At 59.7% G+C, this 21873-nt stretch carries 20 protein-coding genes; 9 read left to right on the top strand and 11 right to left on the bottom strand.

Features of this window, described 5'->3' with window-relative positions:
- Window positions 1–40 precede the first annotated feature (40 nt).
- Entirely contained in the window at window positions 41–1237 is a 1197-nt protein-coding gene (locus tag ACUXAC_RS07445) for an MFS transporter (RefSeq protein ID WP_387441109.1), read from the top strand.
- Here the strand turns inward: ACUXAC_RS07445 and ACUXAC_RS07440 are convergent.
- On the bottom strand, window positions 1234–3327 hold the full coding sequence (locus ACUXAC_RS07440) for a putative bifunctional diguanylate cyclase/phosphodiesterase (RefSeq protein ID WP_147839970.1): 2094 nt from the start codon (window positions 3325–3327) through the stop codon (window positions 1234–1236). The genes ACUXAC_RS07445 and ACUXAC_RS07440 overlap by 4 nt on opposite strands.
- A gap of 986 nt (window positions 3328–4313) precedes the next feature.
- Here ACUXAC_RS07440 and ACUXAC_RS07435 point away from each other — a divergent pair.
- Together ACUXAC_RS07435 and ACUXAC_RS07430 are read left to right on the top strand one after the other, a co-directional pair.
- On the top strand, window positions 4314–5699 hold the full coding sequence (locus ACUXAC_RS07435) for a serralysin family metalloprotease (protein ID WP_454266706.1): 1386 nt from the start codon (window positions 4314–4316) through the stop codon (window positions 5697–5699).
- A 98-nt stretch (window positions 5700–5797) separates the two neighbouring features.
- A complete protein-coding gene (locus tag ACUXAC_RS07430) occupies window positions 5798–6112 on the top strand; it encodes an AprI/Inh family metalloprotease inhibitor (protein WP_060418940.1) in 315 nt (104 codons plus the stop codon).
- Between the two features lie 74 nt (window positions 6113–6186).
- On the opposite strand, the gene ACUXAC_RS07425 is transcribed toward ACUXAC_RS07430, so the two are convergent.
- On the bottom strand, window positions 6187–6483 hold the full coding sequence (locus ACUXAC_RS07425; protein WP_060418938.1) for a DUF1330 domain-containing protein: 297 nt from the start codon (window positions 6481–6483) through the stop codon (window positions 6187–6189).
- Window position 6484: 1 nt separating this feature from the next.
- Complete coding sequence (locus ACUXAC_RS07420) at window positions 6485–7279, bottom strand: GntR family transcriptional regulator (RefSeq protein WP_204275777.1); 795 nt, start codon at window positions 7277–7279, stop codon at window positions 6485–6487.
- 338 nt (window positions 7280–7617) lie between these two features.
- Here ACUXAC_RS07420 and ACUXAC_RS07415 point away from each other — a divergent pair, with 338 nt between their 5' ends.
- The 6 genes from ACUXAC_RS07415 to ACUXAC_RS07390 all read left to right on the top strand — a co-directional run bounded on the left by ACUXAC_RS07415 (window position 7618) and on the right by ACUXAC_RS07390 (window position 14018).
- Entirely contained in the window at window positions 7618–8220 is a 603-nt protein-coding gene (locus tag ACUXAC_RS07415) for an amino acid synthesis family protein (protein WP_033648297.1), read from the top strand.
- Complete coding sequence (locus ACUXAC_RS07410; protein WP_421115042.1) at window positions 8192–9019, top strand: alpha/beta fold hydrolase; 828 nt, start codon at window positions 8192–8194, stop codon at window positions 9017–9019. The genes ACUXAC_RS07415 and ACUXAC_RS07410 overlap by 29 nt, the downstream gene beginning before the upstream one ends.
- Window positions 9006–9935 carry a flavin reductase family protein gene (locus tag ACUXAC_RS07405; protein WP_060439958.1) on the top strand — a complete coding sequence of 310 codons (930 nt, stop codon included), beginning with the start codon at window positions 9006–9008 and terminating at the stop codon, window positions 9933–9935. The genes ACUXAC_RS07410 and ACUXAC_RS07405 overlap by 14 nt, the downstream gene beginning before the upstream one ends.
- A 19-nt stretch (window positions 9936–9954) precedes the next feature.
- Window positions 9955–10992: an LLM class flavin-dependent oxidoreductase gene (locus tag ACUXAC_RS07400; RefSeq protein ID WP_049199552.1), complete on the top strand. Its 1038-nt coding sequence runs from the start codon at window positions 9955–9957 to the stop codon at window positions 10990–10992.
- A gap of 11 nt (window positions 10993–11003) precedes the next feature.
- A complete protein-coding gene (locus ACUXAC_RS07395) occupies window positions 11004–12470 on the top strand; it encodes an aldehyde dehydrogenase (protein ID WP_049199554.1) in 1467 nt (488 codons plus the stop codon).
- Between the two features lie 162 nt (window positions 12471–12632).
- Window positions 12633–14018, top strand: a complete 1386-nt coding sequence (locus tag ACUXAC_RS07390) for a purine-cytosine permease family protein (RefSeq protein WP_308344399.1) — start codon at window positions 12633–12635, stop codon at window positions 14016–14018.
- Between the two features lie 406 nt (window positions 14019–14424).
- Here ACUXAC_RS07390 and pqqF read toward each other — a convergent pair whose 3' ends face one another.
- From pqqF to ACUXAC_RS07350, 8 genes are all read right to left on the bottom strand, one after another.
- The gene (gene pqqF / locus ACUXAC_RS07385; RefSeq protein WP_387441112.1) at window positions 14425–16737 is read right to left on the bottom strand and encodes a pyrroloquinoline quinone biosynthesis protein PqqF; all 2313 of its coding nucleotides are present in this window, start codon (window positions 16735–16737) and stop codon (window positions 14425–14427) included.
- 2 nt (window positions 16738–16739) lie between these two features.
- Complete coding sequence (gene pqqE / locus ACUXAC_RS07380) at window positions 16740–17876, bottom strand: pyrroloquinoline quinone biosynthesis protein PqqE (protein ID WP_060439955.1); 1137 nt, start codon at window positions 17874–17876, stop codon at window positions 16740–16742.
- Window positions 17869–18147 (bottom strand): pyrroloquinoline quinone biosynthesis peptide chaperone PqqD, encoded by a 279-nt coding sequence (gene pqqD / locus ACUXAC_RS07375; RefSeq protein WP_016927749.1) that lies wholly within the window; start codon window positions 18145–18147, stop codon window positions 17869–17871. The genes pqqE and pqqD overlap by 8 nt, the downstream gene beginning before the upstream one ends.
- A complete protein-coding gene (gene pqqC, locus ACUXAC_RS07370; protein ID WP_060418926.1) occupies window positions 18147–18902 on the bottom strand; it encodes a pyrroloquinoline-quinone synthase PqqC in 756 nt (251 codons plus the stop codon). Before pqqC ends, pqqD begins: the two co-directional genes overlap by 1 nt.
- Before the next feature lie 9 nt (window positions 18903–18911).
- Window positions 18912–19823 (bottom strand): pyrroloquinoline quinone biosynthesis protein PqqB, encoded by a 912-nt coding sequence (gene pqqB / locus ACUXAC_RS07365; protein WP_147839966.1) that lies wholly within the window; start codon window positions 19821–19823, stop codon window positions 18912–18914.
- 58 nt (window positions 19824–19881) lie between these two features.
- Window positions 19882–19959 carry a pyrroloquinoline quinone precursor peptide PqqA gene (pqqA, locus tag ACUXAC_RS07360; RefSeq protein WP_004937827.1) on the bottom strand — a complete coding sequence of 26 codons (78 nt, stop codon included), beginning with the start codon at window positions 19957–19959 and terminating at the stop codon, window positions 19882–19884.
- A 117-nt stretch (window positions 19960–20076) separates the two neighbouring features.
- Window positions 20077–21126, bottom strand: a complete 1050-nt coding sequence (locus ACUXAC_RS07355; RefSeq protein ID WP_087762829.1) for a dipeptidase — start codon at window positions 21124–21126, stop codon at window positions 20077–20079.
- Window positions 21127–21207: 81 nt separating this feature from the next.
- Window positions 21208–21870 carry an O-methyltransferase gene (locus ACUXAC_RS07350; protein WP_225528798.1) on the bottom strand — a complete coding sequence of 221 codons (663 nt, stop codon included), beginning with the start codon at window positions 21868–21870 and terminating at the stop codon, window positions 21208–21210.
- Between the last annotated feature and the right edge of the window lie 3 nt (window positions 21871–21873).

The raw sequence follows: 21873 nt of genomic DNA, 5'->3' as shown, positions 1-21873 counted from the left end.
GATGCGCCGCCGGTGGCGCTGAATCTTTCGAGGATGAACCATGTCGTCGCGCTTCGCTACGTTGGGCCGCATACCGCGCGGCGTGTGGATCTTGGGTGGGGTGAGCCTGCTGATGGACGTTTCCTCGGAAATGATCCACAGCCTGCTGCCGCTGTTTATGGCGACGACGCTCGGCGTCAGCGTGATCGTCATCGGGCTGATCGAAGGGCTGGCGGAGGCGACGGCATTGATCGTCAAGGTGTTCTCCGGGGTGCTCAGCGATTACCTCGGCAAGCGTAAAGGGCTGGCGCTGCTGGGCTACGGGCTGGGCGCCATCAGCAAACCGTTTTTTGCCGTCGCGTCGTCGTCCGGCATGGTGATGAGCGCGCGCCTGTTGGATCGCGTGGGCAAAGGCATCCGCGGCGCGCCGCGCGACGCCCTGGTGGCCGATGTGACGCCGCCGGAAATTCGCGGCGCGGCCTTTGGGCTGCGCCAATCGCTGGATACCGTCGGCGCCTTTTTAGGGCCTCTGCTGGCCGTCGGCCTGATGCTGCTGTGGCACAACGATTTTCGCGCCATCTTTTGGGTGGCGGCGATCCCGGCGGCGCTGGCGATCGCGCTGCTGTTCTTCGGCCTGAAAGAGCCGGCCGCCATGATAACCGACAAGCGAACCCACCCGATTACCCGCGCCAATCTGCGGCTGCTGGGGCGCGGCTATTGGTGGGTGGTGGGCATCGGCGCCGTCTTCACGTTGGCGCGCTTCAGCGAGGCGTTTCTGGTGCTGAAGGCGCAGCAGGGCGGCACGCCGCTGGCGTTGATCCCGCTGGTGATGGTCGCCATGAACCTGGTCTACGCCTGCTCGGCCTATCCGTTCGGTAAACTGTCCGACCGCATGAGCCATAAAGGAATGTTAAAAGCCGGTTTGCTGGTGCTGATCGCCGCCGATGTGGTGCTGGCGTTGAGCGATCATTGGGCGGGTGTGCTGTTTGGCGTGGCGCTGTGGGGCGTGCACATGGGCATGACGCAGGGGCTGTTGGCGGCGATGGTGGCGCATACCGCGCCGGCGCACCTGCGCGGCACCGCGTTCGGCATGTTCAACCTGGTCAGCGGCGTGGCGCTGCTGCTGGCGAGTCTCGGGGCCGGCATGCTGTGGGAGCTGGTCGGTTCCGCCTCCACCTTTTACGCCGGCGCGATCGTCTGCGTGGTGACGCTTATCGGCATGCAGCTGGCGCCGTTCGACAACCGGCAGGGCGTTTAACGGCCATCGACAGGCTGCGGTGCTGCCTGCAGCAGCTCGGGTACCCGCTGAGATTCCACCGCCCGGCTGAACAGAAAACCCTGGCCGATATGGAAACCGGCTTCGCACAGCGTTTGCCGCTGCTGCTCGGTTTCCACCCCCTCGGCGATGATATCGATCGACAGTTTTTGACCGAGAATGCCGATGCTTTCCACGATCGCCAGGATCGCCGGTTCGGTATTCATACGTTGAACGAAGTCGCAGTCCAGCTTAATGCAGTCCAGCGGGTAATCCATGATATGGCTGAACGAGGAGTGACCGGTGCCAAAGTCGTCCAACGCGATGCGGATGCCCATCTCCTTGAGCATTTGCAACGCGCGCAGCACGTACTTCGAACCGTGCTTGTTGAACGCGTGTTCGGTCACCTCCAGTTCGATCAGGTGGTGGGGAATGTGGAACTTCAGCAGGCGCTGCAGGAAAGTTTCGGCGTAGTTGTCGCGTAAAAACTCGATCGGCGACACGTTCAGCGAGATGGGCTGCACCGCCACGCCGGCCGCGCGCCAGCGGGCGATATCGGCGAAGACCTTCAGCTGCATGGCTTCGCTGATCTTGGTCGCCAGCTCGTAGTCGTTGAACGCCTCGCTCACCGTCGCCGGCAGCTGCACGCCGTTGATCGGGCAGTGCCAGCGCAGTAAGGCTTCAAAGCCGACGATGCTGCCGTCGGTCAGGCTGACCTTCGGTTGGTAGCTGGGGCGGATGCAGTTGTCGCGCACGATCTGGCGCGCGTAGTTGAGCTGGCTGGCGCGGGCGCGCGCCTTGTCCATCATTTTGCGGTCGAACATATAGACGCCGCCGCGGCCGCCGTCTTTCAGCTCATACAGCGCAGTGTCGGCGCATTTCATCAGTTCCGAAGCGTCGCGGGCGTCTTTGGGGTAGATGGCGCCGCCGATGCTCATGCCGCAGTGCAGCGTCTTGCCGCCGTGGGTGATCGGCGTCTCCAGCTGCAGCAGAAACTTGTTGGCGATGCGGAAAATATCCTGCTCGTTTTCGACGTCGCTGATCACCACGGCGAACTCATCGCCGCCGAGGCGAGAGACGAACGAGTGCGTATTCATGCAGGCGCTGAGCCTTTTGCCCAAAACCCGCAGCAGATGGTCGCCCGCCGCGTGGCCCAGCGTGTCATTCACCAGCTTGAAGTGGTCAAGATCCAGCAGCATCAGCCCAAGCGACTTGTTGCCGTGCAGGGCCCGCTTCATCTCTTGCTTCAGTTTCTTCTTGAACAGGCGCCGGTTGGGCAGGCCGGTCAATTCGTCATATTCGCTGGCGAGCAACAGGCGTTGTTCCATCACGCGTTGCGAAGTCACGTCGCGTGACACGCACAAGATCTCGGCCACGGTGCCGTGTTCGTCGCTGACCGGCGTGAGAATGTTGTCCCAGTGCTGTTTTTTGCCCTGCGGCGTCACGCTCAATCCCGTGAAGCGCGCATTTTTTCCGGCTCTGACGCTGCGCAGCGCCTTGCGGCCGCGGCGCCGGATCTCGGGCGACAGCAGCCCCAGCCAGGGCATGCCAAACTCTTTTTGCCCCGGATCAAGGCCGAGCGCCAGGCTGCCGGAGCGGTTCATGTGGCGCAGCGTGCCATCGTGATTGATCACTTTAATGCAGTCCACGCTGGCGTCCAGCATGTCTTGCTGGATAGACAGCGCCTGAACGTTTTGCTGGCGCTGCAGCATTTGCGGATGAATGTCGGTCGCCGTCAGGTACCAGCTGGGCTCCAGCGCCATGCCGTCCTGCCGGGCGTTAAACGCCAGCATAAACCAACGGTAGGCGCCGCTGCGATCGCGCAGGCGGGCCTCGCCGGCGAACGAGGAGAGGGCCACGATCGCCTGGCGCCACTGCGCGGCCAGCCGCTCGCGATCGTCGGGGTGCAGGGCATCGAGCCAGTCGGCGGCGCCGTGTTCACCGGCGATAGCGCCGGTATAGTCGCGCCACTGTTTATTGAAGTAACCGCCAAGGCGGTTGCCGAAGCAAATCAGGCCGGGCAAGTCGTCTACGATTTCGCCATAGAGATCAATCGGATTTTTGTTATTGCTCTGCTTGGGCAACAGGGTCATGCGGTATTTCCTCGGAAAATTACCCATATTCTCGCTCTAGAGCAGAGCTTCTTTCAATATAGTCTTGCCAATGAAAATGGGAATAGCCAGCGGGCGCGGCTAAAAATCGGCCCGCTAGCATGGAATACATCCAGCGTGAACGCATTAGGAATACTCCTGTTATTTATAAGCATCCCTTATATTGCAGCGAAAAATAAGTGATCGGACCACGCCGCGTTATTGCCGTGAAAATTAATCATTCTTGATGTTTCTCTATGGCTAAATGTTCAGTCGCCATGATGTACTCCCTGGCGCTATTCTGCCCGCTCTATGCGGTAATACTGACAAAAACCGCAGTCCAGCCGGGGGTGAACGCCATTTTATGCACTCTGCAGCGCCCGTTTACTGGGGCTTAGCGGAAAAATCATGATGCAAATCAAGAAATGTTTTGTTTCATCTGTTGACACTTTGCTTACGCGTGAGATAGCCTCGCGAATGATAATCATTAGCAAAACTGGATGGTGGCGCAAATGCATTCACGCAATTATCTCCGGGTAACCGTTCGGATAACAGACCAGATTCACAGCACAAGAGCCTGTCTGATGTGGTCTCTGGCAACGAGGCAATGCATCGGACGGCCGTTGTCATTAGACCTCTTGAGCGACATCTCAACTTAGCCTCAACGCGCAGACACTGGAATCACACCCTTGCCGGATCAATGCGGCCTGTTACTTTCGCGCATTTTGCACGGACACATCGCGATCTCATGCAGTTGCATCAGTTATCAATCATGGGTAAGGAGGCTCGGGTAGTTAAAAGTAAATTTACTCTCTGGGTGTAAAGGGATAGGAAAAAGAGTGGGCGTATCGGGTTATCGCTATTCTCCGGATTTTGATTATCCCTAAGAGACATTTCGGATGTCATATTAATACTAGCTACTTTGTGGAGAAAGTTATGGGTAATACCATGAATGAAACGAAACGGGTTGGGACAGTGTTAACGATTTTATTCACTACCATGAACGCGGGAATGGCCTGACGATAAATAATAAACCGTCTTATGACATAAATGAGGCGGGGTTGCAGATAGCGCGCGGCGATAAAACCTGGAATGGCGTTCACGTCACGGGAAAAGAGGCGACGGTGACCTATTCCTTCCCGGATTGGGATTATAACGAACTGAACCTGGGCCACCGCTCCCCGGAACGTGATACGGGGCTGAGTGCGTTCACGCAACAGCAGCAAGAACAGGCGAAGCTGTCTTTACAATCCTGGGCCGATGTTGCCAACATCAAATTTGTCGAAGTTGCTTCAGGTCAACCTTCCAATATTACCTTTGGGAATTATGAGGGGACGGGACAAGCGTATGCCTTGAAACCTTACTCATATAATGGCAATGATTACAGAGGGTACAATTCTGATGGGCAAAGTTGGTACAACATTAAGAATCACTCCGAAAATTTGCATCCTGAGCTAGGTAATTACGGCCGCTTAACCATTACCCATGAAGTTGGCCATACTCTCGGGTTAGATCACCCGGGCACTTATAATGCGGGGCAAGGCAGCCCAAATTATACCAAGGCAGTTTACGCCGAAGATACCCGGCAGTTTAGCGTAATGAGTTACTGGAATGAATCCATTACCAACGCGGATCATGGCCATTACTATGCCGCTGCACCGCTGGTTGATGATATCGCGGCCATCCAGCATCTTTACGGCGCCAACATGACTACCCGAACCGGCGACACCGTTTACGGGTTTAATTCAAATACAGGCCGAGACTTCTATACGCTCAAGGACAGCCACGACAAGCTGGTGATGTCTGTTTGGGATGCAGGTGGCAATGATACCCTCGATTTTTCGGGGTATAGCCAAAATCAACGTATCAATTTGAACGAAGGCGCTTTCTCCGACGTCGGTGGATTAAAAGGGAATGTTTCCATCGCTGCCGGCGCCACCATCGAAAACGCGATAGGGGGAGCAGGTAATGACGTCATTGTTGGAAATCACGCAGACAATGTGCTCAAAGGCGGCGCCGGTAACGATGTTATTTACGGTGGGGCGGGCCAGGATCAATTGTGGGGAGGGCAAGGTAACGACATTTTTGTCTTCTCTGACCTGAATGACTCGCCTGTTCGGGCTCCTGATACAATTTGGGACTTTGAGTCAGGCAAGGACAAGATCGATCTGTCCTTCTTCAACCAAGGCGATAAAGGCAGTGATTTTATTCAGTTTGTCGATCATTTCAGCGGGCAGGCCGGTGAGGCGCTGGTGTCCTATGATACCCAAAGCAATCTGAGCGAACTGGCCTTCAACATCCATGGCGGTGCAAATCCAGACTTCCTGGTGCACATCGTCGGGCAGGCTGACGTCGCTGTTGACTTTATCGTATAAAACGGCAACGGTGGGCGATGATGCCCACCGTTTTGCATGGGCCAGCTATGTGTAAATCTATTCTTGTCGGAATAATATTCTTGTTTTCAGGAGCCTCTATGGCAAGCAGTCTGGTTTTACCTTCTGCCGAAACGCTATCCGGGCAGTGGACGGTCAGCGATAAATCAAAGTCCTGTGTTGTACAGCTCAACACGGAGGGTGTGGAATCGGCCGGCGGCTATAGCCTAAAATTTTTGTCTGATTGCACGCCCGACGTCTTGCCGCAAGAGCCAGTGGCGTGGCGTCCTGCACCCGATGGCATTGCATTGTTAGACAAGGAAGGGCTGACTGTACTTTTCTTCTCTCAGGAAGACGATCATTACCGCAGTCAAATCTGGGCCGAGACGGGAAAGATCCTGAAGAGAAATAACTAGCGGAAAACGCCGGCCTGACCCGGCGGTTATCCCACCTCACGCCACCCAGCCTCCGCCGTAACGGTGGGGGGCTTTTATGGGGAGGTCGGCAAGCCGTCGACGATGGTAATCATGGCTTCCGCTACGTGGCGCCGCTGTTGTTTCGCCAGCTGATAGGCCGGTGAATGGTAGCAGGCCAGGGCGGTGGCGTAGTCGTCGAATTCGATCAGCACATGTTTCACAAACGCCGGGCCTTCCAGCGTTTGCGCCTGTTCGCCGCGGGCGAGAAAACGGGCGTTGAACTGGCGAAACGCCTGAGGCGCCAAATCCATATAATGCTGATATTGCTGCGGATCTTTCACGGTGACATGGGCAATCCAGTAAGCGGGCATCTCAGGGCTCCTGTTGCAGAATGCGCTTGGCCAGCGCGGCGGCCTCGGTCAGGTGATCGATGACTTCTTGCCTGGCCTGTGTCGGATTGTTTTGTTCGATGGCGTGATAGATCCGCGTCATGCGCTCGAAACCGGCCAGCTGGCGCTCCGGGGTTTTCAGGGTCAGGGCGCGCAGGCGGCTGATGCGGCTATTCAGGCGTTGAACGATTTCCCAGGCGATGGCGTGATGGGCCACCTGGAAAATGGTTTCATAAAAGGCCTGCGACGCCTCAACGCGCTGAATATCGTCCTGCCCGGCCGAAGCCTGATTAATTGCAATTAATTTTTCATGCAGTTTCTTTTTATCTTCCGGCCCGGCTTTCAAAGCGCAGTCGTGAGCGGCATCCTGTTCAAGCAGCAGACGAATAGTATAAATCTGCTCGGCAATTTCCCAGGTCAGAATAGCGACAATCGGCCCTTTCTTGCCGAGTGTTTCAATGAGCCCCTCCGCTTCGAGATAACGGATCACCTCGCGCACCACGCTGCGGCTGACGCCCAGCTCCTCGCACAGGCTGCGTTCCACCAAACGATCGCCGGCCTGAAAATACCCTGAGATAATCGCCTGCCTAATTTTCGCCAATGCCAATTCGCGCAAGGTGACCGGTGCATTCTCAATCTTCAATGACGCCTGAACCATAATTGTCTCTATTTTTTGTGGATCATCATTAATCCGGATAACGACGCGTATTCCCGTTTGCCCGGTACTATTAACATCTTTCCAACCCGCAAAGCAACGGCGGCCGATTTCGCGCCGCATCGCTAAAACGGCGAATGTTGCAGCAGCTCACAAAATCGAAAGATAGCCTAAAAAAACCGCTTTTCGTTGCCGATACCCGCTGGCTCAACGGGTTCGGCACGGGCACCGGCCGCTGAGCGGAAGCGGTCGTGGCCGGCGTTTCGCCCCCGGCCAAAGTCCACGCAGATTTATTAATACTTTGATTAATATAGGTTATTTTCAATTTCCCTTTACCTTCTTAGATGAAAATAAGAATACCGTATTATGGTATACCAAATTTTGACATGCCAATCTGCCCGATGTTATACCCTCGGCTCGTGACATCTGATTAACATTTGGTTTACTTTTCGAGGTCCCTTATGCATCAAGACATCCGTAAGACTCTGGTTTCCACAGAAACCCTCTACGCCGACGGTGGCAAATCGGCGGGCAAACCGCTGGTGATGATCGCGGCGGCGGCGGTGATCAAAAACCCCTGGGCCGGGCAAGGCTTTGTTGAGGATCTGGCGCCAAAGATTCGAGAAATGGCGCCGGTGCTGGGTGAGCTGCTGACCGGTTTGATCCTCAAAGAGGCCGGCTCTGGCGAGCGGGTGGAAGCCTTCGGCAAAAGCGCGGTGGTGGGGCTGGGCGGTGAGTTGGAACACGCCTCGGCGCTGATTCACACGCTGCATTTCGGCAACCACTACCGCTCGGCGGTCAACGGTAAAAGCTATCTGGCGTTCAACAATACCCGCGGGCCGGCCAACGCGCCGATCCTGATCCCGATGATGGGGAAAAACGACGAAGGCAGCCGCGAGCACTACCTGACATTCCAGTTCAACATCAACGACGCGCCTTTCGACGACGAAATCGTCATCGCATTGGGCGCGGCGCTGGGGGGGCGGCCGCATCACCGTATCGGCAACCGTTATTTGGATCTGAAAGAGCTGGGCCATGATCAGAACAATCCGGCAGCTGTCTGAGCCCGCTCTGCGGGTAGGGTATCTGGAGGCCGGGCGTGGCGAGCCGCTGGTGTTGATCCACGGTGTAGGCATGAACGCGGAGGCCTGGTATCCCCAGCTCGATGCGCTTAGCGCGCACTTTCGGGTCATCGCCGTCGATATGCCGGGCCACGGCGAAAGCGAAGGCTTCGCCCATGCCGCGACGCTGGAGGATTACGTGCGCTGGATGTCGGCCTTCTTAAACACCCTGGATACGCCGAGCGTTGCGGTGGCGGGGCACTCGATGGGGGCGTTGATCACCGCCGGTTTGGCGATCGATTATCCGGAGCGGGTCAAACGCGCCGTGGTGATGAGCGGCGTGTTCCAGCGTTCTGCGCAGGCCAGCGCCGCGGTCGCGCAACGCGCCAGCGCGTTGGCCAGCGGCCAGACGCAGCTCGACTCGCCGCTGAGCCGGTGGTTTGGCGCCGATCCCGCCGAACAGCGTCTGCGCCTGCAGGTGGGCGGCTGGTTGCAACAGGTGGACGTCACGGGCTACGCCCGCGCGTATCAGGCGTTTGCTACCGGCGATCGGGTGTATGCCCAGCGTTGGCACCTTATCCGCTGCCCGGTGTTGGTATTGACCGGCGAGCACGACGCCAACTCCAGCCCAGAGATGGCGCGGCAAATGGCGCAGGCCGCACCGAACGGGCGCGCGGTGATCATTGAGAACGCCAAACACATGGTCAGTCTGACCGATGCGCAACGCGTCAACGCGCTGATGCTCGATTTTCTGACCGCAGAGCAACCTTTGACTTTAGGAGCGGCAAATGGACGCGGATAAACGCAGGCAGTTGCGCGACGCTTTCGGCGCCTTTATGACCGGCGTCACCATTGTGACCTCGGTGGACAAGCAGGGGCGGCCGATTGGCTTCACCGCCAATTCGTTTTCATCGGTGTCGCTGGATCCGGCGCTGCTGTTGGTGAGCATCGATAAACGTTCGGCGAACCTGGCGCACTTTACCCAGTGCAGCCACTTCGCCATCAATATTCTGGCGGAACAGCAAAAAGAGGCTTCAACCATTTTTGCGCAAAAGAACGAAGACCGCTTTGCGCTGATCGATTGGCGCTGGAGCGCGTCGCGGGTGCCGCTGATCGAGAACAGTTCGGCGTGGTTCGACTGCTCGCTGCATCAGGTGGTGGATGCCGGCGACCATGCCATTCTGATCGGCCAGGTCGAAGGGTTCGAGTCCAACGCCACCGCCGGTCTGGGGTATTACCGTGGTGCCTATTTCACGCCGTATCAAAACGCGCAGTCGCTGATTGGCGGGCCGCAGGTGGTGGTGAGCGCGCTGATCGAGTTTGAAGGGCATGCCGTGATGGTACGGCAAAACGACGGCGGCTATCAGCTGCCGTCCAGCGCGGTGGAGAAACGCAGCGTCAGCGAAACGTTGGGAGATTTACTGCAGCAGTTGGGCATCAACGCCCATCCGGGTTTCGTCTATTCCGTCTATGACGACCGGCAGAAGCACCAGCAGCACATCGTTTTTCTGTGTGCGCTGCCGACCGACGCCGGCAGCCTGACGCCGCAGCTGAGCGCGGCGGAATGGTTCGATATGCCGACGCTGGCGCGGCTGCCGATCAAGGATCCGGCGCTGCGGTCGATGCTGGGCCGGTTCGTCAAAGAAAACGCCGTGGGCAATTACGGTATCTATTATGGCGATGAGCACAGCGGTGCCATCAAGCAATTCGCCGGTTGAGGCTGAACGGGAGAGTGTGATGAAACTGTCTTTATTCGTGCATATGGAACGAACGTTACCCGAAGAGTCGCAGGAAAAGCTCTACCAGGAGATGATCGAACTCTGCGAAATCGCCGATCGCGGCGGCATGCACGCCATCTGGACCGGTGAGCACCACGGCATGAATTTCACCATCGCGCCGAATCCATTCATCAATTTGGCGGACATTGCCCGGCGCACCTCCAGGGTGCGGCTCGGCACCGGCACCATCATTGCGCCGTTCAACCACCCGATCCGTCTGGCGGGCGAGGCGGCGATGACCGACATCATCACCGGCGGCAGGCTGGAGCTGGGTATCGCGCGTGGCGCCTATTCCTATGAATACGAACGGCTGATGCCCGGTTTGACCGCCTGGGATGCGGGGCAGCGCATGCGCGAGCTGATCCCGGCGGTAAAAAAACTCTGGCAGGGCGACTATGCCCATCAGGGGGAATACTGGTCGTTCCCGGCGACCACCTCCTCGCCGCTGCCGAAACAGCAGCCGCATCCGCCGATTTGGGTGGCGGCGCGCGATCCCAACAGCCACGAATTTGCGGTGCAAAACGGCTGCAACGTTCAGGTGACGCCGCTGCATCAGGGGGAAGAGGAGATCGTGCGGCTGGTGACCTGTTTCAACGAGGCGCGTGCACGCTTCGCCGCCGAGCAGCCGCTGAAGATCATGCTGTTGCAGCATGGCTATGTGGCGGAAGACGAGGCGGACGCCCGCCTGGCGGCGGAAGAGCTCAACCGTTTCTACCACTACTTCGGCGCCTGGTTCAAGAACCAGCGGCCGGTGCGGCAAGGGCTGATTCAGCCGCTGAGCGATGAAGAGATCGCCGCCAATACCTATTATTCCGCCGAGATGATGCGCACTAACCTAGCTATCGGTACCGCCAATGAGGTCATTACGCGGCTGAAAAAATATGAGGCGCTGGGTTATGACGAGTTTGCGTTGTGGATCGACAGCGGCATGAGCTTTGCACGTAAAAAGGCCTCTCTGGAGCGGTTCATTCGCTGCGTGATGCCGGAATTTCACTGACGGAGGCGCTGATGGAATCATTCAAACTCTACATCGACGGCCGGTTTGACGCCGGTTCGGCGACCTTCGCCTCGCTCAACCCGGCGACCGGTGAACCCTGGGCGCAGGTGGCGGAAGCCCGAGCCCAGGATGTGGATCGCGCCGTTGCGGCGGCGCATCGGGCGTTTCAGGGAGCCGAATGGCGCGACATGACCGCCGGCGCGCGCGGCAAGCTGTTGTTGCGGCTGGCCGATTTGCTGGAGCAACACGCTCCCGAGCTGGCGCGGCTGGAGACGCTGGATACCGGCAAGATCATCCGTGAAACCCAGGCGCAGATCGCTTATGTGGCGGAATACTACCGGTACTACGCCGGCCTGGCCGACAAGATGGAAGGCAGCGTGCTGGCGATCGACAAACCTGACATGGAAACCTGGGTGCGTCGCGAACCGATCGGGGTGGTGGCGGCGATCGTGCCCTGGAATAGCCAGCTGTTTCTTGCGGCGGTGAAAATCGGCCCGGCAATCGCCGCCGGCTGCACGCTGGTGGTCAAAGCGGCGGAAACCGCGCCGGCGCCGCTGCTGGCGTTCGCCAGGCTGATAGACGAGGCCGGTTTTCCACGCGGCGTATGCAATGTGATCACCGGCTTTGCCGCCGACTGCGGCGCGGTGCTGACGGCGCATCCACAGGTAGACCACATCGCCTTTACCGGCGGCGCGGAAACCGCGAAGCACATCGTTCGCGGCAGTGCGGAAAACCTCGCCAGCACCTCGCTGGAGCTGGGCGGGAAATCGCCGTTTATCGTCTTCGACGATGCGGATCTGACCAGCGCGGCGAATGCGCAGGTGGCGGCCATTTTCGCCGCGTCGGGCCAGAGCTGCGTAGCCGGTTCGCGCCTGTTGGTGGCAGAAAGCATCAAAGACGCGTTTTTGGCCCGGCTGACGGAGAAGGTGCGCAGTATTCGCATCGGGCCGCCGGATCGCCCGGACACCCAGTTCGGGCCGCTTTGTACCCGGCAGCAGCAAGAGCGGATCGCCGCCATCGTCAGCCGCTCGCTGGAGCAGGGGGCGAAACTGGTGGTTGGCCACGCGGCGATCGATTCACCGGGCTTTTATTACCCGCCGACGATCGTCGACTGCAGTGCGCAACCCGACGCCGAGTGCGTAAAGCAAGAGCTGTTCGGCCCGGTGCTGTCGGTGTTGACCTTCAGGGACGAAGCGGAGGCGATTCAGCTTGCCAATGATTCAGCCTATGGCCTGGCGGCCGGCATTTTCACGCAGAACCTGACGCGTGCGCATCGGGTGACCCGACGCCTGCGGGTGGGCGTGGTGTGGCTGAATACCTATCGGGCGGTATCGCCGCTGGCGCCGTTCGGCGGTTACGGCAAGTCGGGGTTTGGCCGCGAGGGCGGGATTGACGCCGCGCTGGAATACACCACCAGCAAGACGGTGTGGCTGCGCACCAGTGACGATCCGATAGACGATCCCTTCGTCATGCGCTGAGTCAGCGTAATCAGGCGCGATCTCAGGTCGCGCCGGCAGCTCTGTTTTCATCGCGTTGATACAGGCGACCGCAATGTCGCCGGGGCAAACGCACGCTTTTTTCGACGTATTCGCACCCTACACGCTGTAAAAAAATAAGAATCCACGTTAACCGGGGGATATATGAATTCTCAGCCAGAGCAGACCGCGTTTATTGAAGACAAGTCGATCGATTTTGTTCCCGCCGCGGAGCGTCACGGCCATGCCCGCAGCCTGTTTACCCTGTGGTTTTGCACCAACATTGCGCCGCTGGCGGTGGTGACCGGGGCCATCTCCACGCAGACGTTTCATCTCGATATTCTCTCGGCGCTGAGCGCGATTGTCGCCGGCCACCTGTTCGGGGGCATTTTTCTGGCGCTGACCTCGGCCCAGGGGCCGCAGGTCGGGATACCGCAAATGGTGCAGAGCCGGGCGCAGTTCGGCCGCTATGGTTCGCTGTTGGTGATCGTGTTCACCACGGTGATCTATCTGGGGTTCTTTATTTCCAACATCACGCTTTCTGGCAAGGTCATCCATAACGTCATCCCGTCATTGAGCATGGGCGTGGCGACGGTGATTGGCGCGGTGCTGGCGACGCTGATCGGGGTGGTGGGCTACCGTTTCATCCACAAGATCAACAAAATCGGCGCCTGGGTGATGGGCAGCGCGCTGATTCTCGGGTTGGTATTGATGTTTTCTCAACCGCTGCCGGCGGATTTTTGGCAGCGGGGATCGTTCAGCATTGCCGGTTGGTTCGCCACATTCTGCATCGGCGCCGTCTGGCAAATCAGTTTCTCGCCCTACACGTCAGACTATTCGCGTTACCTGCCGGCGGAAGTCGGTATTGCCAAACCCTTCCTGTATACCTATCTGGGCGCCTGCAGCGGTACTATTTTAGCTTTCGTGTTCGGTATGGTGGCGGTCAATCTGGTCGCCGGCAGCGACGATGCCATGGAGGCGGTACGCCAGGCGACGGGAGGGTTGGGGCCGGTGCTGATGGTGCTGTTTCTGATCAACATCATCTGCCATAACTCGATGAATTTGTACGGTGCGGTGCTCTCGTTGATTACCGCCGTACAAACCTTCTTGCCGCAGTGGATGCCGAATGCGCGGATACGTACGCTGTTCTCGGCATTGATTTTGCTGGGTTCGGTATGGGTGGCGTTGGTTGCCTCGGCCAACTTTGTACATCTGTTCCTGAACCTGATCTTTGCCTTGATCTCGGTGCTGATCCCGTGGTGCATGATCAACCTGATCGATTTTTACCTGATTAACCGCCAACGCTATGACATTTCGGCTATTTTCAGCGCCGACGGCGGGCGCTACGGCCTGCTTAACACCCGCGCGCTCGGCGTTTATTTCGGCGGTATTGCGGTGCAGGTGCCTTTTGTTGAGAACGCGTTCTTCTCCGGCCCTTACGCCAATCTGATCCCGGGCGCAGACATTTCCTGGGTGATCAGCATGGTGCTGACCGGCATCGCTTACCCACTGTGTTGTTCACGACGGGCTAACTGGGCAGTGCAATTATAACTCTCGTGCCTCGCCGGCCAGCATAAAAGGCCGGTTTGAGGGATGTGATAAAGTAATATTTAGAACAGGATGTTTCTAATTTTTTAATTTATTAAATTAGATAATAATCATATGAAATGGCTAAATGGATTTGTGCTAACTTATGATTGTTATATTAATGTTGCTGCTCATGGTGTTTTATATATCTCTAGCTTATGAGTTTAGAAGAATGAAAAAGCGGAGAATATATGCCTGGCATAAAAGGAAAAGAAAGAAGTCGGTTAAGCGATTAATCAACATGCTCTTATTTAAATAATTTTCCGGAGCAATCTTTACAGGGATAGCACGATGCTCTGAGAGATCTCTTTCCCTGATGATTGTTTGTCTTGCTGCGTTGATATCGCATCGGATTGGCACCGCTGCAATATCAGCCTGCGGGGAACAGCCGCTGCTGCCAATCCGTCAGTTGCGTCAGTGTCATGGGCTTGGCGGCAATGAGTGCGCGATTTTCCAAGGCAATTTCTCGGGCGCGCTGCAACGATTCGGTGCTGAGGCGCTGCAGGCTTTGCCGCAGCGCCTGTTGTATTTGCGCCATCTCGCCAGCGCCAACGTGCGCCAGCTCATGGTGCATCTGCAGTAAGAATTCGTCGGTTAACTGCCGCAGCTGTTCAACGTTGAACGTCGGGGATTGCAGCGCGAACAGCAGGCCCTCGGCATCGGCACAGCGGTGGAAGGCGCATTGCACCACATAGCCCACGTTGCGATCCACGCGCAACCGCTGAAAATAACGCGGGGCGTAAAGCTGAGCCAGCACGCGCAGCGCCCAACGGCCTTCGGCTTCGCCGTTCGGCAGCGGGTAAAACTGCAGTAAGGCGCTTTCGGCGCCGCTTTCCGTCAGCGTGACGGGGCGATGATGGTGATGTGTCGGCAGCGGCGGCTCCGCGGCCACGGAATAGGGGAAACCGTACAGCAGGTGCGACAGCTGCCGTTTTAACTCGCCATCGCCGCCGATCAAGGTGGCATGCCATTGCGCCGCTGCGGTTGGCGCGCTGAGCGCCGCCGGCAATTGGGCTAACAGACGGCGAATGGCGATATCGTTTTGCGCTTTCCGCTGCGTATGGCGCAGGTTTCTCGCCGCCTCGTTGAGCACGGCCGGCGACAACACCGCCAGCGCGCGGTTTACTACGCTCAGCCCATGGCAGATCAGCGAGTGGCTGCCCGCCAACTGCAGCAGCCACACGCCCTGGTGGCGTTCGAAGCTTAAATGTCCCTCCTGATGCGCCAGTTCGGCCGCCCCGGCGCGCAGCGCCGCCTGTATGCCGCAGGCCTGTTCATCGCTGAAGGGGCTGGACGGCGCCGGCCGCAGCAACAGCACCGGCTGCGCTTCGCCAGGGAGCAGATGCCGCAGCGGCGCCAGGCCGGAAGGCAAAGTCGGACTCGGCAGCGCCGCCGAGGCGGTGAAAAAGCGAAAAGATTCCGCTGCGGGCGTCAGCGCGGCGCCGACGAAGGGGCCAAGCGCCAGCGGCAGCCCTTGAATTTCACGGGTTTCGCCGCCGCCATCGGGCCGCACGGCCAGGCGGCGGCGCGGCGCGCTAATCAGCGCCGCAATATGCCGTGGCCACTCGTCGTTCGGCTCCGCCGGCGGCAACCCAAACGCTCTGGCGCGTAGTTGATCGAGCGGCGCCAAACGGTGGAGATCGCGATTGGCCAGCCGTTCGTAATGCGCAAGCTGAGCCGGTGCCAGCACCTGCAGCGCCTGCAGCCACGCCAACAACGCGCTTTCGATGTGGGCAGCTTCAGTGGCTGAACCGTGATTGACGGTAAAGATAAAACTCAGCAGGGCGTTGTTCTCGCTGCAGCGCGAATAATCAAGCCGAACCGCATCGCACCACGCCTGAGCGCGCAGCCGCGCCAGCAGCCCGCCGGGGGCTTCGTCCAGCAGCAGGCGCTCCAGCCGCCGCAGCCAACCGCGCGCATGGGAGCGCGACAGGGCAAACACCATTCTCAGCTGCGGCGTGCCGGGAAGAGACAGAGTGTAATCTTTCGCAGCGGTCAGCGGCGGTGAGGCTTTGTGCGGTATGGCGCTGCCCGATGGCAAGCGGCTGCCGTAACGCTGGGCCAGAACATGCAGCTGCGCCAGCGATTGTGGGCCTTGCAGCCACAGCGTCAGGTTTGGCGCGCGAAAATAGCGCCGGTGAAACTGCCGCAGCGCCTGCTGCAGGGCGGAAATGTCGTTGCCGAAAGCGGCGCGGCTGCCGATATGAAAGCGGTGCATGGCGTCCAGGCCGGCGAACATCTGCCGCTGTGCGGCTTCGCAGCGGGTTTCCACCTCGGCGCGCAGCAGGCGATATTCGGCGTCGATGACCTCAACCTCCTGTGCGATCGCCTCTGCCGCCAGCTGTGGGGCGGCGAGCATATCGCTCAGCCGCGCCAGCCCCTGCGCCAAATGATCGGCGCCCACCTCGAAGAAAAACGCGGTTTGCGTCGCCTGAGTGGTGGCATTCAGGCGGCCGCCCACCGACGGTACCCAGCCCATCAGACTATCTTGCGCGCTGAAGTTCGCGCTGCCGCGAAACAACATATGCTCCAGCAGATGCGCCAGGCCCGGCCAGGCGGTGGGCGCCTGAAAACTGCCTGCCTCAATGCGCACCAGCGCGGCGGCGCTAGCGGCGGCAGGATCGCTTATCGCCTTGACGGCCAAACCGTTGTCGAGTTGCCAGGAGGCGCCGGCGAGTGCCATCGTCAACCCTTGAAAATCAGACGAGAGTTGGTTTGATTGCGAAAACGCAGCTGATCGATACCGATCTGCGAACGGTTCGCCGCTTCCCGCGCCGCCAGAATGGTGCCGTGGTGCGGCGATTTGCCGCATACCGGGTCGGCGTTGTCGGCGTTGCCGGTCAGCATGAACGCCTGGCAGCGGCAGCCACCGTAGTCTTTCTCTTTCTCCGAGCAGGAACGGCAGGGCTCCGGCATCCAGTCATAGCCGCGATAGCGGTTAAAACCGAACGAGTGGTACCAGATATGCTGCAGATCGTGCTCCAGCACCGACGGGAAGGCGATTGGCAACTGACGGGCGCTATGACAGGGTAACGCCATGCCTTCCGGCGTTACGCTCATGAAGATCGCACCCCAGCCGCCCATGCAGCCTTTGGGGCGCTCCTCGTAGTAGTCCGGCGTGACGAACAGCAGGTTGGCCAGCTTGCCGTCGGCGGCCATGCGTTCGCGGTAGCGTTTTACCACCGCTTCCGCGTCGGCGATCTGCTCGCGGGTCGGCAGCAGGCCCTCGCGGTTGAGGTGTGCCCAGCCGTAGAACTGGCAGGTCGCCAGCTCGACGTCGTCGGCGTCCAGCTGGATCGCCAGTTCGATAATGCGGTCGATCTGACCGATATTGTGGCGATGCAACACGAAGTTGAGCACCATCGGATAGCCGAGCGCCTTGACCGCCCTGGCCATGGCCAGCTTCTGCTGAAACGCCTTGGCGGAGCCCGCCAGTGCGGCGTTCAGCGTTTCGTCGCTGGCCTGAAAACTGATCTGGATATGGTCCAGCCCGGCGTCGGCGAAGGTCTGCAGCTTCTTCTCGGTCAGGCCGATGCCGGAAGTGATCAGGTTGGTGTAAAAGCCGAGATCGCGCGCGGCGGCGATCAGCTCGGGCAGGTCTTTACGCACCAGCGGCTCGCCGCCGGAAAAACCGAGCTGCACGCTGCCCATCGCCCGCGCCTGGCGAAACACCTCAATCCACTGCGCGGTGGTCAGCTCTTTTTCCTGCGCGGCAAAATCGAGCGGGTTGGAGCAATAGGGGCACTGCAGCGGGCAGCGGTAGGTCAGCTCCGCCAGCAGCCAGAGCGGCGGGTTCACCGCCGGCGCGCGTGCTTCAGTCACGGAAGGTCACCCATTTTTGTTCGTAGGCGCGCTGGAAAAACTCCAGCACGTCATCCGCCAACCCCTCGGCGCCGGGAAAGCGGGCGTTCAGCTGCGCGATGATGCCGTTCAGCGTGGTGTGGCCGTCGACCAGCTGCAAGATGGCGGCGGCGCTGTCGTTCAGCTTGGCCATGCCTTCCGGGTAGAGGATCACGTGGCTATTTTGCACTTGCTCCCATTGCAGGCGGTAGCCGCGGCGGAAGACCGGGGTGTGTTCAGGGTTCAGCGTCATTACACCAGCCTCTGGTTGTGCCAGACCCGCGCGGCGGTCACGCTGTGAAAAGGCGGGCGGTTCAGGGTATAGGCCATGCTCATGGCGTCCAGCATGCTCCACAGAATATCCAGTTTGAACTGCAGGATCTCCAGCATGCGCTGCTGCTTTTCAACGGTGTCGCAATAGTCCAGCGCCAACGCCAGGCCGTGCTCCACATCGCGGTTGGCCTGGCCGAGGCGGCTGCGGAAATAGTCGTAGCCGGCGGCGTCGATCCACGGATAGTGCTGCGGCCAGCTGTCGAGGCGCGACTGGTGGATTTGCGGCGCGAACAGTTCGGTCAGCGAGCTGCAGGCCGCTTCTTGCCAGCAGGCGCGGCGCGCGAAATTGACGTAGGCGTCCACCGCAAAGCGCACGCCCGGCAGCACCAACGCTTCAGAGAGCAGGGTGTCGCGCTGCAGCCCGACGGCTTCGCCCAGGCGCAGCCAGGCTTCGATGCCGCCTTCGCTGCCGCCGTAGCCATCGTGATCCAGGATGCGCTGCACCCATTTGCGGCGGGTTTCCGGCTGCGGGCAGTTAGCCATGATCGCCGCGTCTTTGATCGGAATGCTGGTCTGGTAGTAGAACCGGTTGGCCACCCAGCCCTGGATCTGCTCGCGGGTTGCTTCACCGTTGTGCATCGCGATGTGGTACGGGTGGTGGATATGGTAATAAGCGCCTTTGGCGCGCAGCGCCGCTTCAAATGCCGGCGGAGTCAGGGGCAGTGGTTGCGTCATGGCGATTCCCTACAGTTCGATATTCATGCCGTCCCAGCTCACTTCAATGCCGGCGGCGGTCAGGCTTTGCCGCTCTGCCGAGTCTTCATTGAGGATTGGGTTGGTATTGTTAATGTGGATCAGGATTTTGCGCCTGGCGGGCAAGGTGGCGAGCAGGGCCGCCAGCCCGTGTTCTTCCGCCAACGCCAGATGCCCCATGTCTTTGCCGGTATTGCGGCCCACGCCGGCGTTGGCCAGCTCGTTGTCGCGCCACAGCGTGCCGTCGATCAGCAGGCAGCCCGCGCGGCGCAGCCACGGCATCAGCGCCTCGTCCGGCTCACCCAGGCCCGGTGCGTACAGCAGCCCGACCCCGCGCGCGGTATCTTCGATAAACAGCGCCACGTTGTGGCCCGGCAGCGGGCGATCGCGGTACGGCGAATAGGGCGGCGCGTTGCTGAGTAGCGGAATGGCGGTAAAGCGCACGGTCGGGCAGACCGCCGTGTGGAACGGCTCCCCGGGCGTCACCGGGTGGTGAATCAGCCCGCCGTTCCAGTGGGAGAGCATGGGAAACACCGGGAAGCCGGTGCTGAGATCGTCATGCACTTCAGGCGTGCACCAGACGTGATGCGGGCAGCCCTCGCGCAAATTGAGCAAGCCCGCGCTGTGATCGATCTGGCTGTCGGTCAACACGATCGCGCCGATACCGGTGCCGCGCAGCACATCGGGATTATTCAATTCGGGCGAGGCCAGCAGCTGATGGCAAATGTCCGGGGAAACGTTGCACAGTACCCAGTTTTTACCGTCGTCGCTGACGGCGATGGAAGACTGGGTGCGGCGCGTGGCGTTGATGCTGTGGTCGCGAACGCCCCGGCAGTTGTCGCAGTTGCAATTCCACTGGGGAAAGCCGCCGCCTGCTGCTGAGCCGAGAACTTTTATCTGCATGTCTAAACCAGAAAGAGAGGGAAAGAAATGCCCGCGCGAAAGGCGGGCAGACGGGCGATTAACGGTTGGAAATGTACAGCGTCACTTCCAGACCCAGACGCAGGTCAACAAATTCAGGTTTAGTCCAGGTAGTCATAGCGGTGCTCCTTAGCATGCATCGTAATAGTTCGAGCCCAATGAGAAACATTCGCATTCGGCCGGCCCAATGTTGGCGAAATGTGACGGAGATCGCAACCTTTAAAGCGTAACCGGGTTATTCGCCCCAGGTGGTGGCGAGCACGTTCAGCCAGTTGCGCCAGGTCAGCTTCTCCAGCAGCCGGTTATCGAACCCGGCCTGTGCCAGCGCTTGCGTCAGCAGCGGCAGGCCGCCGACATCTGCCAACGGGTGCGGTACGTTGACCCCGTCAAAATCAGAGCCAAATCCCACGCGATCTTCACCAAGTTTAGCGATCAAATACTCAACGTGTTTAACAATTTCTGTTAAGCCAGTCGTTGCACTGTCACGTTTGCCGTCCGCACGCAGGAAGGCGGTACCGAAATTGACGCCGACCATCCCGCCGCTCTGAGCGATGGCGTCCAGCTGTGCGTCGGTCAGGTTACGCGGTTGCGGGCAGAGGGCGTGGGCGTTGGAGTGAGTGGCGACCAGCGGCGCGCGGCTCAGCTCGGCGGTTTGCCAGAAGGTTTTCTCGTTCATGTGCGAGACGTCTATCATGATGCGGCGGCGGTTGCAGGCGCGGATCAGCGCCTCGCCGGCCGGCGTCAGGCCGGGGCCGGTATCGGGTGAGCCGGGGAACGGCCCGCTGACGCCGGTACCGAAGGCGTTCGGCAGATTCCAGAAGGGCCCGATGCTGCGCACGCCCAGCCGGTAGAAGGCCTCCAGCTGCGTCAGCTCCGCATCGATCATGCCGGCGCCTTCAATATGCAGCACCGCGGCGATTTGTCGGTTGAGACGACACTGTTCTATCTCGGTGGCGGTGCGACAGATGCGCAGCTGCCCCTGAGAAGCCTGCTCCAGCTGCTGCAGGATGGCGATTTGCCGTTCGGCGATCGCCAGCGGATCGAAGGTGGCCTGCGCCTCGTCCTGCGTTTGGTGGCGCATCTGGGCGATATAGCTGACCGGGGGAATAAATACCGCGAACAGCCCGCCGAAAAATCCGCCGCGCCGCATGCGGGCGAAATCGAGGTGGCCCGGCGTGACGCGGGAATAGAAGGCGGTGGCCGGATCGTCGTCATGCTGCAGCCACAGGTTGAGCAGCAGGTCGTTATGGCCGTCGAACACCGGCCAGAGAGGGGGAAGTGTCATGGGCGCTTCACTGAGTCAGGCATCGTGAACGCTATGTTCTCGCATTGAGCGAGGGGGAACAACCCTCGCTCAATGGGGATTTTAAAGCCGAATCGACAGCTCGACGTCATCCGCGAACGGCGTGGAGAGATAGCCCGACGCTGGAGCGCGAACCCGCGCCAGGTAATCCGGGCTGTCATCGGCGTTATCGGCGACGATCAGCGCGCCGGGCCGCAGACGGTTCTCAAGCAGGTCGAGTATATCGGGGTAAAGTCCCTTGGCGCCGTCGAGCAACAGCAGATCGACCGTGGCCGGCAGATCGTCGCGCAGCGTTTCCAGGGCGTCGCCGACGCGGATCTCCACCAGGTCGATGACGCCGCCTTCAGTCAGGTTGTTGCGCGCCTGCACCGCTTTGCTCGGTTCAAACTCGCAGGTAATCAATCGGCCGCCGCCATTATCGCGCAGTGCGGCGGCTAGGTGCAGAGTAGAAATGCCGAACGACGTGCCGAATTCGACGATGTTTTGCGCCCGGCAACCGCGCGCCAACATATACAGCAATGCGCCGGTTGCCGGCGACACGGCCAGCGGGAAATCCTTCAGGCGGTGGTAGAGTTCGCGATACTCGGTTTTGCTCTGCATCAGCCGGCTTTGCTCTGCGTCCGGCACGTCGCGGAACAGGGCGGCAAGCGCCGGCGAGCGGCGGGATGCCTGTTGAAACAGGCGGCTTAGCAGCGGCGCTAAGGGGGCAGTGGTCAGGGTACTCATGGC

It is taken from the genome of Serratia sp. 121840015-1, assembly GCF_053627655.1.
Note: the sequence above shows the minus strand (reverse complement) of the source record. Positions and strands in the feature narration are given on the sequence as shown.